The organism is Blastococcus sp. MG754426, from assembly GCF_021699055.1.
In the GTDB taxonomy this organism is placed as follows: Bacteria; Actinomycetota; Actinomycetes; order Mycobacteriales; family Geodermatophilaceae; genus Blastococcus.
Window position 1 is genome coordinate 1 of sequence record NZ_SSXC01000094.1, and the last position, 14,205, is coordinate 14,205.

11 protein-coding genes are annotated in these 14,205 nt (G+C 71.5%); 6 read left to right on the plus strand and 5 right to left on the minus strand.

The annotated features are described in order from the left end of the window. The 3 genes from E9549_RS20550 to E9549_RS20560 all read left to right on the plus strand — a co-directional run. On the plus strand, positions 1–997 hold a 997-nt coding region (locus E9549_RS20550; RefSeq protein WP_236828448.1), incomplete at its 5' end, for an HNH endonuclease signature motif containing protein. 122 nt (positions 998–1,119) lie between these two features. Next, positions 1,120–3,489: a hypothetical protein gene (locus E9549_RS20555; protein WP_236828449.1), complete on the plus strand. Its 2,370-nt coding sequence runs from the start codon at positions 1,120–1,122 to the stop codon at positions 3,487–3,489. Between the two features lie 681 nt (positions 3,490–4,170). Further along, a complete protein-coding gene (locus E9549_RS20560; protein ID WP_236828450.1) occupies positions 4,171–4,710 on the plus strand; it encodes a hypothetical protein in 540 nt (179 codons plus the stop codon). Positions 4,711–4,880: 170 nt separating this feature from the next. On the opposite strand, the gene E9549_RS20565 is transcribed toward E9549_RS20560, so the two are convergent. The 5 genes from E9549_RS20565 to E9549_RS20585 all read right to left on the minus strand — a co-directional run bounded on the left by E9549_RS20565 (position 4,881) and on the right by E9549_RS20585 (position 12,000). Then, positions 4,881–6,278 carry a recombinase family protein gene (locus E9549_RS20565; RefSeq protein ID WP_236828451.1) on the minus strand — a complete coding sequence of 466 codons (1,398 nt, stop codon included), beginning with the start codon at positions 6,276–6,278 and terminating at the stop codon, positions 4,881–4,883. A gap of 303 nt (positions 6,279–6,581) precedes the next feature. Next, positions 6,582–7,796, minus strand: a complete 1,215-nt coding sequence (locus tag E9549_RS20570; protein ID WP_236828452.1) for a 3-deoxy-7-phosphoheptulonate synthase — start codon at positions 7,794–7,796, stop codon at positions 6,582–6,584. After that, on the minus strand, positions 7,793–9,919 hold the full coding sequence (locus tag E9549_RS20575; RefSeq protein WP_236828453.1) for a DEAD/DEAH box helicase: 2,127 nt from the start codon (positions 9,917–9,919) through the stop codon (positions 7,793–7,795). Before E9549_RS20575 ends, E9549_RS20570 begins: the two co-directional genes overlap by 4 nt. 332 nt (positions 9,920–10,251) lie before the next feature. Then, positions 10,252–10,506 (minus strand): hypothetical protein, encoded by a 255-nt coding sequence (locus E9549_RS20580; RefSeq protein ID WP_236828454.1) that lies wholly within the window; start codon positions 10,504–10,506, stop codon positions 10,252–10,254. Between the two features lie 54 nt (positions 10,507–10,560). Then, complete coding sequence (locus E9549_RS20585; protein ID WP_236828455.1) at positions 10,561–12,000, minus strand: sodium/glutamate symporter; 1,440 nt, start codon at positions 11,998–12,000, stop codon at positions 10,561–10,563. Positions 12,001–12,161: 161 nt separating this feature from the next. On the opposite strand from E9549_RS20585, the gene E9549_RS20590 reads away from it, so the two are divergent. The 3 genes from E9549_RS20590 to E9549_RS20600 are packed head-to-tail and all read left to right on the plus strand — an operon-like array spanning position 12,162 to position 14,002. Then, on the plus strand, positions 12,162–13,157 hold the full coding sequence (locus E9549_RS20590; RefSeq protein ID WP_236828456.1) for a YihY/virulence factor BrkB family protein: 996 nt from the start codon (positions 12,162–12,164) through the stop codon (positions 13,155–13,157). A 46-nt stretch (positions 13,158–13,203) separates the two neighbouring features. Then, positions 13,204–13,779, plus strand: a complete 576-nt coding sequence (locus E9549_RS20595; protein WP_236828457.1) for a hypothetical protein — start codon at positions 13,204–13,206, stop codon at positions 13,777–13,779. Positions 13,780–13,795: 16 nt separating this feature from the next. After that, complete coding sequence (locus E9549_RS20600; protein ID WP_236828458.1) at positions 13,796–14,002, plus strand: zinc-ribbon domain-containing protein; 207 nt, start codon at positions 13,796–13,798, stop codon at positions 14,000–14,002. Positions 14,003–14,205 lie beyond the last annotated feature (203 nt).

Here is a 14,205-nt window from a genome sequence, read left to right on the forward strand (position 1 = left end):
GCGGATGCCCGCGGTCTGGGCGGCCTGCGCGGCCGGCGAGCTGGACTGGTTCCGCGCGCGGGTGTTCGCCGGCGTGCTCGGGCACGCCTCGGACGAGGTGCTCGCGGCCGTGGTCCCCGCCCTGCTGCCGGGTGCGGCGGGGATGTCGTCCGGCCGGTTGCGGGCCCGCCTGGTGGCCGCCGCGATCGCCGCGGACGAGGAGTTCGCGGAACAGCGGCGGCGGGTCGAGGCCGAGGCGCGGGCCGGGGTGCGGGTGCGCGGGACCGCCGACGGGCTGTCGGCGCTGACCACCGAGCTGCCCTCGCCGGTGGCGGCGGCGATGTGGTCGGCGATCGACCAGGCCGCCCAGCTGGCCCGCACCGGTGGCGACGACCGCCCGATCGGGGTGCTCCGGGCCGAGGCGCACGCCGCGCTGGTGCTGCGGCCGTGGGACACCTCCCGCCCGGCGATGACCGGGCACGTCACGGTGGTGGCCCCGCTGGGGGCCCTGGGCCGGCCGGCGGCTGCCGCGGGAGGCGTCCCGCGGGGCGGCACCGGCAGCGGGACGGGGCCGAGCGTGAACGGCGCCCCGATCACCGCCGGCCACCTCCGGGAGCTCATGGCCCGGCTCGGCGCCCTGGGCGTGCAGGCCCCGCCCGGCGGGAGCCTGGCGGTGGCGGTCACCGGCGACGACGGCGCGCTCCTGGCCACCGCGACCGCCGCCGAGCTGCACCGGCTCGCCGCCCGCGGCTGCCCGGAGCACGGCGCGGTCGCCGACTGCGCCTGCCCGCTGCTGGGCCGCCCAGCGGCCGTGGCCGGGCACGACCCCTCGGCCGCCCAGGAACGGTTCATCCGGCTCCGTGACCGCACCTGCCGGCACCCGGGCTGCGGCCGGCCCGCCGCCCGCACCGACGCCGACCACGTGGTGCCCCACGACCGCGGCGGGCGCACCGCCTGCGAGAACCTGCCTAGTCATCAGGACACCCCCACCAAGGCACTCCCTCTGGGCGCCGCGTGATCGGTAGGGTCCGACCTGCCCATAGCCCCGCCTAAGGAGTTCCCGTGCCAAGTGACTTTGACTCCGGGGCGGCGGCGCTCGACCAGCTGTTGAGCTGGTCAGAGGCCAGGAGCGATGACCTCATGAATGAGGCCGAGACACGCTTCCATCTGATCGACAGTCTTCTCGTAGATGTTCTCCGCTGGACCCGGGACTCTATTCACGTCGAAAGCTTCACCGGCGAGGGGTTCATCGACTACGCCCTGGGAGATCCTGGACCACAGCTGGTCTTGGAGGCGAAGAAGGAAGGCGTCCACTTCTCACTGCCGGTTGGAACCACGGTCGGCATTCACAAGATTGCCAACCTGGCAGCTGGGCAGGAGGGAAAGCCCTTGAAGGCCGCCATGGAACAGGTGGCAGGGTATGCCGCACGCACGGGAGTCGGCCCTGCTGCTGTGTGCAATGGCCGTCAGCTTGTGCTTTTCCTAGCAGTTCGGACTGACGGAACGCCTCCGATGGAAGGTCAGGCGCTGGTTTTTCCCAGCTTGGAGGACATGCGTTCGAGCTTCCGCCTCCTCTGGGACAACGCGTCTCCGCTTGGCCTCCAGGACCGAACCTTGTTCAAGACCTTGCGCTCGGCGTCGCCTGCGATCCCGGATGCGCTAGCTGCCCACCTGCCGAACTATCCGGGGACCAAGCGGCGCAATGACCTGCAGGCCGGGCTCGAGATTCTAGGCGAACTCTTCCTCGAGGACGTATCGCGCCTCGAAGAGTTGCGTGAAGATTTCCTCCGCGAGTGCTACTCGACCAGTGGAGCCCTCTCTCAGTACGCGCAAGTTAGCAAGCAGATACTCCAAACTAGATACGCTCTCCTAGGTAGCGACTCCGGAATTGACGCAATGCCGGTGGAGCGCAAGAAAGGTCTGTCCCCCGAGCTAACACAAGACATGCTTGCTGCTGCGACATCTCGGCGACCCATCATTCTGCTGGGCGATGTAGGTTCAGGAAAAAGCACCTTCATCCAACGCTTGGTTCACGTCGAGGCGCCCGAGCTGTTCGATCAAGCAATTTCTCTCTACATTGACTTCGGCTCATCTTCCACGCTTGGCGCCCTTGATGCACACGTAGTCGATAATTCCATTGATCAACTGAATGACCGCTACGGTATAGATATCGAGCAGGCCTCCTTTGTGGAGGCGGTCTACAGGCGGGAGCTGAAGCGCTTCGAGTCCGGGGTTGTAGGCGCCCTCAAGGACACAGACCCCACCGGCTACCTGCGGGAGAGGGTGGGTCTCCTTCAGCGCCTGGTGGAAGCAAGGCCAACTCATCTTCGAAAGAGCCTTGAGCACATCACTGCCACGTGGCACCGTCAAGTAGTCGTTTTTCTTGACAATATTGACCAGCGGAGTGCTGACGATCAGAACCAGGTGTTCTTGATTGCCAACGAGCTTGCAAGCACCTGGCCCGCGACTGTCTTTGTAACCCTTAGGCCAGAAACGTTCTACCAGTCGAGTCGCGATGGTGCCGTTTCGGGCTATCACCCTCGCGTCTTCACGATTTCTCCTCCTAGAGCTGACGTCATGCTGCAGCGTCGCGTGAAGTTCGCGCTGAATCAGTTGGAAGAGACGGGCCGTCTAGGCTCCTATCCCGTCGGTGTCACCGTCGACAGTGACAGTCTCCGCACGTTCCTTGATATTCTGTCCGACAACTTCCGCAACAATCGTCCTCTTCTGGCCCTCATTGAAAACCTTGCGGGCGGAAATATGCGCCTGGCGCTCGGGTTCGTCACCGACTTTATCGGTAGCGGGCATATCGACACGCGAAAGATGATCGAAATCCAGAAGGCCTACGGTCGGTACACCGTCGCGGTCCACGAGTTCTTGCGATCCCTAATGTTCGGAGACGGGAATTACTACGACCCGGCTTCGTCTGCGATACCAAACCTTCTGCGAATCCACTCAGCTGACGGCCGGGAGCACTTTTTGTTGCCACTTCTGCTGGCTCAGGTGCAATCGCTGGGGGAGAAGGTCGCTCGCGACGGGTATGTTGCAGCGGACGCAATTCACCGGTTCGCCCATGACCTGGGATTCGAAGAAAGCCAAATTGCCGCGGCCCTTGATCGCGCCGCCAGGAGCCGACTCGTCCAGGCCACGCCCAGGACCTCCGGACCGCGTACTACCCTGCAATACCGCATCACGACGGTAGGGGCCTACAGCCTGAGAACGCTGCTCGGATACTTCACCTACTACGACGCCATCGTTGTAGATACGCCAATCCTGGATGCGGAGGTGCGGCGAACAATCGTTGACGCCTTCACCCTTCCCGAGCGCCTAGAGCGGGTTAGTCGCTTCCAGGCGTATCTAGACCGACAGTGGCGTGGCTTTGGAGACGAAGACCTACCTTGGGCCTGGCCGGAAACTAGTCGGGCCTTGGCGGAGGACGTGGAGAACGTCCGCGCACGAGGAGTTCCTGCTTCTGGCGGCAGGCCTCGCGGGCATGGTGCTTCGTCCTAGGCGGCGCTGGGAGGGCGGGCGGTGCGGCAGCGGGGCGAAGCCCCGCTGCTTGACTTGAAGTAGCAACGTAACTCGGGAGCCGCTGGGCTAGGCCTGGACCGTTCTCCGGGCGGCTCCGCAGGATCACGCCCTTGCCGTGGCCGGGCGCGGTCAAGGGCCGTCGCGGGTCGGTGGCACGTCGGTCTGTGGCCCTTGACCGTGGTCGGGTGCGGCGCACGCTTGGCCGGAGGGGACGCCTTCGCCACCGCGCGGGCTTGACCGGTACGTGACTGCTGGGTCATGCTGCCCGGCGTTCGCAGATAAACGGTTCGTGTAGCCCACGCTCTCACGGCCAGGGTAAGGCCTCGATTCCTGCGAGCCGAGATCATCTTGTCGCGTGGGCAGCAGACTGCTGGTGCTGAAGCAGTAAACATTCCGAGGGCGTAGGCGCCGGGGCCGATCACTTGCTGATCGGTTGCCCCGGAGGCCCTCTTGCTTGCCCCACCGCTGTCCCCGTTGAGTCCCGCGGGCTGGTTCGTCACGTTGTACCCCGGAGCCGGAGAGGTCGGTGGGTCGTTCCGCTACTCGGTGCCGGTGCAGCGGTCGCCTGGTGGCGGGGATCCCGAGCGCTCGAAGGAGGAGGCGGCGCGGCGGGCGGCGCGGAAGGTTCGCCGGTACTGCGCCCACAATCGCCTGAACCGCTTGGGCACGCTGACCTATCGGGGGTCGGGCTGCCACGATCCTCGCCTCCTACGGCGGGATCTGTCGGAGTTCTTCCGGGTGCTGCGCAAGCTGCTCGGCGGCACTCCGTTCGCGTACCTGTGGGTGCCGGAGTGGCACAAGACCGACCACGGGCTGCACGTGCACTTTGCGGTCGGCCGGTTCGTCGCCCGGGGCCTTATCGAACGGGCCTGGGGTCACGGGTTCGTACATATCAAGCGGTTGTCCGCCCCGTCTGGGTCGACGGCGGCCGGTCTGGCCCGGGACGAAGCGCGGATCGCGGCCCGCTACCTGTCCAAGTACGTCCGCAAAGGCTTTGACGCCCGGCGTATCCCGGGGCTGCACCGCTACGAGGTGGCCCAGCGCTTCCAGCCGGAGACGGTTCGGCTGCGCGGGCGCACCTTTGAGGACGTCATGGCTCAGGCGGCCGCGGCGATGGGTGGCGATCCGGACGAGGTGTGGACCTCGGATCAGTCACTGGCCTGGCAGGGTCCGCCTGCGCTGTGGGCGATCTGGCGGTGAACCGGGAGGAGTTGGCCCGGCGGGTGGCGGAGTCCTGCGCCGCGTCGGGGGTGCCCGTGCACGTCGAGGATGCGGCCGTCGTCGCGCGTATCGCTGTCCTGCTGCGGGTGCCGGCGGATCGGTCGCGCGCGCAGGCCCGAAGGGTCTAGCGCGTGGCCGGCCGGCGTGCTTCACAGCCGCCAGGACACCTGCACGCGGTCGGGGTCGAGGGCTTGGGCTCCTCGGGTTCCGGGGGCGATGGTGATCGAGGCGACGAGCGTGCGGAGGATCGCCGCTTGGCGGTCGAGGTTGAGCGCCGACCAGTTGCGGCGCAGGGTCTCCCCGCTGCCAAGTCCGGTCAGGGCGTCGGTCCTGGTGATCTGCGCCAGGCGTCGTTCCAGGGTCTGCACACGGCCCTCGACGGGGACGCGCGCCTTCTCCCACTGCCGTCGGTCGATGCGTCGGGTCCCGAACTGCTCGGCGAGATAGTCAAGCGTCTCCCGCTCGTCCGCCAGCTCCGCCGCCAGCGCTGACGCCTCAGCATCGGCGTTCCCACGCCCGGCAATGGCATCGGCCACGGCCGGGCTGTCCAGGCGGAACAGCGCGTAGTCCGTGACCAGCTGCTCCAACGGAGGCGCGACGACGGTGAGGGCACCGCAGCCGCGGTGGTCGGGGCCGGACAGGCAGACGTAGCGCCGGGAGTCCACGCGGCGGGAGGAGTAGAGGGTGCGGCCGCACTTGCCGCACTGCAGCAGCCCAGACAGCAGGTAGGTGCGCGGCGTTCGACGGCCAGAGACCTTGCGGGAGTCGATGGTCGCCAACACCCGGCGGTGCAGGTCCTCGTCGATGATGGGCTCCCACGCGGCCTTGCCGATGATTTGCCCGTTGTGCCTGCGCAGGCCTGCGATGCGCGGGTTGGAGAGCACCTGTCGCAGGCTGTGGGTCTGCCAGGGCACACCCTTCACGCTGCGAATGCCGCGATCGTCGAGGTCGGTGCACATCGAGCGCAGGGACTCTCCGGCGACGAAGCGCTCCGCGAGTTCCCGGATGATCGCCACTTCGTCGGGGCGGTGGGTGATCGCATCGTCGTCGAAGCCGAAGGGGCGGCGGGAGCGTCCGTGAGGCAGGCCGAGTTCGGCGTTCTGCAGCATCTTGCGCTTCACGCGGCGGCTCTTCGCCGCGCTCTCCTGTGCGGCCACCGCTCCCATGATCCGCGCAACCAGCAGCCCGTCCCCGCTGCCCAGGTCGGCGTCCCGGGCGACGAACCTGACGTGCCGGACCCTGGCCGCGTCGAGCACCTCGAGGAAGTCCTCGAGCTCTCGTGGGCGTCTGGTCAGTCGGTCCAGGTGGTAGACCAGCACGCCGTCCCGTACGCCGGAGGCCAGGTCCGCCAGCATGCGCAGGTACTCCGGGCGGGGCTTTCCCGAGTAGGCAGACAGGTCGTTGTCGACGTACTCCTGTCCGACGTCCCAGCCGAGGTTGGCCGCGAGCTTCCGGCAGTCCTCCACCTGGCGACGCACGCCGAGCCCTTCCCCCGCTTGATCGCTGCTGATGCGGGCGTAGATCGCGGCAGACCGGGGCGTCGACATGGGGAGTCATAGTAAGGACACGCCAGGAACCTCTGCTGCCTGTGCCGCACCCACCACCGGCTGAAGACCTTCGCCCGCGGCTGGCGGTTCGAGCTGCTGCCCGACGGCACCCTGCGGGTCACCACGCCCAGCGGGGTCACCCGCACCACCCGGCCCCCCGGCCTCCGCGACCTGACCGCCCAACCGGCGCTCCCCGCACCACCCCGGGCGGCGCCGACGGAGGCCCCGCCGCCGTTCTGGAGCCGCCGGTCTGGAGCCGCCGGTCGGAGCACCGTACGAGCGCGTCCCGTCCCGGCCTCGGTCTCAGCCGCGCCGGGCGCGCGCCGCCTCGGCGAGCTCGGCCAGCAGCTGCTCGGTCGTCGGCAGGTCGACGCAGGCGTCGGTGACGCTCCTGCCGTACTCCAGGTCCCCGGGCCGCTGCTGGTCGAGGTCCTGCCTGCCGGCGAGCAGGTTGCTCTCCACCATCACGCCCCGGATCGCCTGCTCGCCGCCGGCGATCTGGCCGGCCAGGTCGCGGACGACGTCGATCTGGCGCAGGTGGTTCTTCTGGCTGTTGCCGTGCGAGGCGTCGACCACGAGCACCTCCGGCAGCCCGCGGGCGGCCAGCCGGCGCCGCGCGTCGGCGATGTGGGCGGCCGAGTAGTTGGGGCCGTCCTTGGCGCCGCGCAGGATGACGTGGCCGGTGCCGTTGCCCGTCGTCGACAGCTGCGCGGAGACGCCGTGCGCGTCGACGCCGAGGAACTGGTGCGGCGCCCGTGCCGTCATCACCGCCTGGATGGCGGAGTCCACGCTGCCCTCGGGCGAGTTCTTGAACCCGACCACCGACGAGAAGCCCGACACCCGCTCGCGGGCGGTCTGGTCGGTCACGTTGCGCGCCCCGACGCCGTTGTAGGTGACCAGCCCGTTGACGTACTGCGGCGTCAGCGCGTTCAGCGGCTCGGCGGCCACCGGCACGCCCGATGCGGTGATGCGGCACATCAGCATCCGGGTGGCGACCAGCCCGACGCTGATCCGGCTCGACCCGTCGAGGAACGGGTCGTAGGCGAACCCCTTCCAGTCGACCTCGGTGCGCGGCTTCTCCGTGTAGGTGCGCATCAGGATCTCGAGGTCCGCGCCGTGCCGCTCGCGCATCCGGCCGATGAAGGCGGCGTACTCCAGCGCCGCCTCCGGGTCGTGGATCGAGCAGGGCCCGGCGATGACCGCGAGGCGCTGGTCGGCACCGGTGAGGATGCCGGTCACCGCCTGCCGCGCGGCCCGCGTGGTGACCGCCGAGGCCTCCGGCACCGGGACGACGGCGGCGACCGCGGCGGGGGTCACGACGACGCTGGAGCCGGTGATCCGGGTGTTGACCAGGTCGGAGAGGTCGGCCGCGCCGCCGGGCGAGACACCGAGCTGCCGCTGGACGACGGGCAGCAGCTCGGCGAGCTCGCCGTCGATCCGCCGGTTGACGCGGGTCTGCACCTCGAGCAGCAGGTCGGCGACGCGCGTCGCCTCGGTGAGCAGCGGTTCGGCGTTCATCGGTCCTCCAGTGCGGCGGTGAGCAGTGCGACGAGCGCCTCGAGCTGGACGTCGGCCGAGCCCTGCATCTCCTCGTCGGAGCCGTCGAGCGCCCGGGCGGCCAGGCCGGCCTTGCTGTCGATGAGCTCGGCGATCCGGGCGTCGAGGGTCTGCGCGGCGATGATCCGCCAGGCGGTGACCGGCTCGGTCTGGCCGATGCGGTGGCTGCGGTCGATGGCCTGGGTCTGCTCGGCGTCGGTCCACGACAGCTCCGCGAGCACCAGGTTGGAGGCGACCTGCAGGTTGATCCCGACCCCGGCCGAGGTCAGCGAGCAGACGGCGACGGCGACGTCCGGGTCGTTGACGAAGGCGTCGATGTTGCGCTGGCGGACCGACGGCGTCTGGTCGCCGCGGATCGAGGAGTAGCGCAGCCCCATGCCGTCGAAGGTCTCCTCGGCCACGTCCATGACGTCGATGTGCTTGGCGAAGAAGACCACCTTGCCGGCGCTGCGGGCCAGCTGCGCGGCGTAGTCGGCGGCGAGCCCGGCCTTGGCCTGCCCGATCCGCCGCATCATCGTGAAGACGTTGTCACCACCGGTGCCCGAGGTCGAGTCCTTGAGCTCCCAGGCCGCGACCTTGCGCACCAGCGCGTGGTCGATGCCCTCGACCACGGTGGCCGACTCGCGGGCGGCCAGCGCGCTCTCGTAGCGCTTGACCAGGCGGCGGGCGAGCTCGCGCTCGGCGGCGCGGATCGAGCGGCCGGCCTTGTCGTCGAGCTCGACGGGGAGGTCGGCGATGCGGCGGGCGGGGATGTCGGCAGCGACGTCGACCTTGCGCCGGCGGACGATGCCCCGGTCGATGACGCACTGGCGGGCCGCCGGGTAGAAGGCGGGGTCGGCCGGGGTCAGGCCGGTGGCCTCCAGGCACTCCATGAGCTCACCGAGCGGCTTCTCCTCGTCGATCCAGCCGAGGAACTGCCAGATGGCCCGGAAGTCGTCGATGTCGTTGATCAGCGGGGTGCCGGTGAGCGCCATCAGCAGCGGTCGCGCGGTGCGCAGCCGCAGGCGCTGGGCTATCTCGAGCACGTGCTGGGAGCGCTGCGAGCTCTTGTTCTTGATGAAGTGCGCCTCGTCGACGACCATCCCGCCGAAGCCGAAGTCGCCCAGCCAGCCCACGTGCCGGTCCAGCACCTCGTAGTTGACGACGACGATGTCGGCGAAGGCGTCCGCGTTCTCGCCGTTGCCCTGGATCACGGTGGCCCGGCGCTGGGGCACCCAGCGCGCCGCCTCCCGGGCCCAGTTGGTCTTCACGACGTTGGGGACGACGACGAGCAGCGGGAACGCCTGCGCGGCCTCGGCCGCGAGCAGCGACTGCGCCGTCTTGCCCAGGCCCGGCTCGTCGGCGAGCAGGAAGGTGCGGTGCCCGTTCGCCGCCGCCGCGACCAGCTGTCCCTGGTGCGGCATCAGCTCCAGGCCCGCCGGGGTGAACTGCGAGGTCGGGAAGGGCAGGGGCATGCACGCCGGGGCGCCGCCACCGGCCCGCTCGAAGGAGTTGAACAGCGGCTCGAGCACCTCCCAGCCCGCCAGCCGGCGCGGCCGCACAGCGGTGGGGCGCACGGCGTCGAAGTCGGGCGCGAGGAAGGGGTTGGCCAGCTGCCGCGAGATGACCGACTGCGGCACCACCTGGCGCTCGGCGGAGGCGGCCACCGGGGCGGCCTGCACCGGCTGCGGGGCTACCTCCTCGGGCGCCTCGATGCCGGCCGCGGCGAGCAGCTCCCGCCGGTGGGACCGGGCGGCCTCGGTGGCGACGGCGTCGTCGGCGAGCAGGGCGAGCAGGCCGGAGTTCCGGACGGCGGTGGTGGCGAGGATCGTCGCGATGCCGTCGAGCCGCTTCAGCTGCTCGGCGCGGCGGCCCTCGCCGGTGCTCTGGTCGGCCTGCACCCGGGCGCGCTCCTCGCGCAGCACCAGGGCGATCGCCTGGAACTCGGCGCGCACCGACGGCGTCACGCGGTCGCGCTTGACCGCCGCCTCGACGTCGCGGACGGCGCGGGCGAGCACCGCGATGACGTCGCCCTCGCGGACGCGCCGCTGGGCGCGCGGGGCGCCGCGCCGGGCGCCCGTCGAGCGCCGTGCTGGTCGAGCCACAGACTCCTCCTCTGCACTGCCCGGCACGGTTGCCGGGCAGGACGCGCACACGGCCCCCTCGGCCGGACGGCGGAGGCCGCGGGACCGCCCCGCGGCGTGCGCTGCTCCGCGATCCGGCCCCGCCCCGGGGCTGCGCGGGAGGACGACGTCCCGGGCCGCGCGCCCCGGTGGCCCCTCGGGACCGTCAGCCCGCCGGACGACGGCGGGGGCACCGGTCGCACCAGCGGGCATCCTCGCCAGGGGCGAGGGCATGCTGGCCCGCGGCCGGTCCGGCTCCCACAGTAGACCCCGTGTCGCCTCGGCGGCCGGGGCGCCGCCGCGGCACCCGCGGTTCAACCCCCGACGGTCGCCTGCAGGTCGTTGCGCGGGACGACCCGGAGGGCGCGGAAGGGCAGGCCTCGCGCGCCGGGGCGTGCCCACTCCACCTCCACCACCTGGCCGGCCCGCAGGCCGCCCGAGCCGGTGGTGCTCTGCTCGACCGCGGCGGCGTCGGCCCAGCAGCCGCCCGGGAGGTCGGGTGCCTCGATGACCGCGCCGTCGTCGTCCCACCGGACGACGGTGCCGAAGGTCGTGCCGCCCTGCGCCATGGCCCGAGGCTCCGCCCTGGTCGCCGGGAGATCAACCCGGCGGCGTACGCGGGGTCAGCCGTCCGGGGCCCGTGCCGCCTCCTCGGCCGGGGCTCGCCGGCCGAACCAGAGGATGCCGGTGCCGAGCGACAGCGCCAGGACCACGGCCATGACGACCAGCAGCGGCACCGGCCCGAACTGGGCGATGAGGGGCAGCGCTGCCGCGGTGACCAGCCCACCGCCGAAGAACGGCTCGAACGCCAGCTGCTTGTACCCGAAGGCCTCCATGGCCGGGGTGGCGGCGTTGGGGTCGGCGACCCGGATGAGGATGAGCCCGGTCGCCGTGACACCCAGGGACTGTCCGAGGTCGCCGATGCCGCGCTCGAACCAGAACCGCGGGATCATCCGGCGCGCCAGGAAGACGAACGCCCCCACGTTCCACGCCAGGCCGGCGACCGCGAGGAGGAGGAAGGTCACCCAGTTGTCCGCGATCGCCTGGATGGACAGCGTGGCCAGGGCGCTGACGATCAGCAGGTCGAGGGCGATGCCCTGGATGCGCAGCATCATCCGGCGGTCCACGATGCCGGTGCGGTCGAAGCGGTCGACCACCTTCTGCACCACGACCCCACCGATCATCGCCAGCGGGAACAGCGGTACGAACTCGAAGAGCTCCACGGTGTCCGCCCACAGCGCCGCCTCCAGCGCCTGGAGCGCCTCGAGCAGGCCGAGCCCGAGCAGGATCGCCACGGCGACGATCGCGAAGTGGATCGCGAGCGGCTCCACCGAGGCGGTGCGCACGGTCATCAGCGCGGCCGGTGGCTGCTCCTCGCGCTCGTAGAGGCCGCGCTGCTCGGCCAACGAGGTCTTGGCGTCGTCCTCCAGCACCTGGGCGCGGCCGGTGCGCACGCCCCAGTTGATCAGGGCGATGCCGACGACGACCCCGGAGACGACCCCCACCGTGGCCAGCCCGAGCGCCAGGTCCTGGCCCTCTGGGAACCCGAGGTCGGCGAAGGTGGTGCCCAGGCCCGCCGCGGTGCCGTGACCGCCCTCGAAGCCCACCTCGATGAGCGCGCCGACCATGGGGTCCTGCCCGAGGAAGGGGACGAGCAGGAGGACGTCGAGCAGCAGCCCGATGACGTACTGGCCGGAGGCCATGGTGACGCCGAGGGCCAGCTGTGGCCCGGCGAGCTCGGCGGCCTCCTTCACCTTGGGGATGCGCTCACCGAGGAAGAGGGTCGCGAACACCACCGAGATGAGCAGACCCGGCAGGGAGGCCCAGACGTCGAGGAACTCCTCCGGCCAGAGGCCGCCGGTCAGCGGCGCGTCCTCCCCGCCGATGGCCTCGGCCACCGCGCCGACCACCTCGGGACCGATGACCAGCGCCAGGAAGCCGCCGATGATCGAGCTGGGGAGGAAGAGCTTCTGGGCGATCCGCGACCGGATCCGGATGAGCTTGGCCACCAGGAGCAGGACCCCCAGCACCAGCAGGCTGAGTCCGATGACGTCGGGGGACACGGTGCCTCCGTCCCGTGCGGTCCGTCGGGACCGGTCGCGCCGAGGGTCCGGGGAAACGTGCCCCCCCCCCCCTGGTGGCTCCGCGGTCCGGCCACAACCCGTGGCCGGGCGCCGGCGGGTGGAACCGTTGCGGCCGTCCGCCGCCGGGGGTGGGATGGGTCATGGCCGTCGTCCGGGGTGAGCGCCCCTCCGGGAGGGTGCGCGGCCGCCGCGGCGGGGCGCGCGGGCACGAGGCGCACTCCCCGCACCTGATCCCCGCTGCCGGGTGGCGGCGGGTGCTGCGGCGGGTGGCGCGCCAGGTGCTCAGCGACCGGCTCATGGTGCAGAGCGCCGGCGTCTCGTTCTTCGCCGTCCTGTCGGTCGCCCCCGTGCTGGTGACGGCGCTGTCGATCTACGGGTTCGTGAACACGCCGGAGACCGCCCGCCGGCAGCTCTCCGGGCTGGCGGACGTGCTGCCCCCGGACCTCGACGCGGTGGTGACCGACCAGCTCACCACCATCACGGCGGCATCGGGCGACGTGCTCACCCTCCGCGGCCTCACCGGCCTGGTCGTCGCGCTGTGGACGGCGACCACCGCCACGGTGTACCTCCTCGACGGGCTCGGCATCGCCTACCACCAGCCCGAGACGCGGGGCTTCCTGCGCCGGGTGGGGCTCGCGCTGGTCTTCGTCCTCGGCGGCGCGGTGCTGCTCGCGGCGCTGCTCGCCGTCGCGGGGCTCGCCGCGGCCGGGGTCGCCGGGTCCTCCAGCCCGGTCCAGCTCGCCGCCCGCGTGCTCTCGTGGCTGGCGCTCGCCACCCTCATGGCCGTGGCGCTCGCGGTGCTCTACCGCTTCGGGCCGGCCCGGGCGCGCGCCCGGTGGCGGTGGCTCACCCCCGGCTCGGTCCTCGCGACGGTCGTGTGGCTGGCGGTGACCTACGGGTTCTTCTCCTACGTGCAGAGCCTGGGCAGCTACCAGTCCACCTACGGCTCGCTCGCCGGCGTGGCGATCAGCATGTTCTGGCTCTGGACGACGGTGCTGCTGATCTTCTTCGGTGCCGCGGTGAACGCCGAGGCGGAGCGGCAGACCACGCGCGACTCCACGGTGGGTCCGGAACGGCCTGCGGGGAGCCGGGGCGCCGTCGTCGCCGACGACGTCCCGCCGCACCCCGGGGAGTGACACCTGGTCGGAGTCGAGGGGGCCGCCCCGGGGTACCGGCGGCCCCATGAGCGGCCGATCGGCGGAGGACTACGCGGACGACTACACCGACCCGGAGCTGCGCGCCCGGCTCAAGGAGGAGATCAGGGCCGGCGACCGCGGCGGCCGGCCGGGCCAGTGGAGCGCGCGCAAGAGCCAGCTCCTGGTCAGTGAGTACGAGGGCCACGGCGGCGGCTACCGGCACGAGGGCGAGCGGACCGCGTCGCAGCGGCACCTCGAGGAGTGGACCGAGCAGGACTGGCACACCGCCGACGGCGACGCGGACGCCCGCACCGGTGACGGGACGACCCGCCGGTACCTGCCGGACGCGGCCTGGCAGCTGCTCACCCCGGCGGAGCGGCGGGCGACCGACCGGGAGAAGCAGGCCGGCCGGGAGCAGCACGTGGCGAACACCGACGCTGCCCGGGAGGCCCGCGCGGCCGCCGAGCTCATCGGGATGAAGGCCCCGGAGGCGCGCCGCCGGGTGGCCGAGCTGCACGGGGAGTCGCAGCTCGACCGGGCGGAGCGGGCCGAGCGCGAGCTCGGCGAGGGACGCACGACGGTGCTGGACCGGATCGAGCGGCAGCGCTCGGCCGACGGCTGACCGGCCCGGGGGTGGCGTGGTGTTCCTGCTCCTCGGCTTCGGCACCAAGCGCGAGCACCTGGGCCCCGGCGCGACCCGCACCTGCCCGAACTGCCACACCACGAGCCGCTGGTCGCGGGTCCGGCAGTACCGGCAGTTCTCGCTGTTCTTCGTGCCGGTGGCCCGCTGGAAGCGGCGGGAGCTGGAGGTGTGCGGCGTCTGCGGCGCCGCCGTCGAGGTGTGAGCCGATCCCGTCCGCTCCGAGGGGGCGACGCGTCGTCAGACTGCGGGGACCCGGCGCCGGGTGCCGGTCCCGCCGGCCCGGCCGCGGCTCGCGGGCACCGGCCGGATGCGGGCGCTCACTCGCCGAACACCACCACGGAGCGCAGCACGTCGCCGGCGTGCATCTTGTGGAACGCCTCCTCGACGTCGTCCAGCCCGATGGTC

Coding starts and splice junctions, on each gene's coding strand:
- E9549_RS20555 (WP_236828449.1), top strand. CDS start 1,120: ATGAATGAGGCCGAGACACGCTTCCATCTGATCGACAGTCTTCTCGTA.
- E9549_RS20570 (WP_236828452.1), bottom strand. CDS start 7,796: ATGAACGCCGAACCGCTGCTCACCGAGGCGACGCGCGTCGCCGACCTG.
- E9549_RS20580 (WP_236828454.1), bottom strand. CDS start 10,506: ATGGCGCAGGGCGGCACGACCTTCGGCACCGTCGTCCGGTGGGACGAC.
- E9549_RS20595 (WP_236828457.1), top strand. CDS start 13,204: ATGAGCGGCCGATCGGCGGAGGACTACGCGGACGACTACACCGACCCG.
- E9549_RS20565 (WP_236828451.1), bottom strand. CDS start 6,278: ATGTCGACGCCCCGGTCTGCCGCGATCTACGCCCGCATCAGCAGCGAT.
- E9549_RS20590 (WP_236828456.1), top strand. CDS start 12,162: ATGGCCGTCGTCCGGGGTGAGCGCCCCTCCGGGAGGGTGCGCGGCCGC.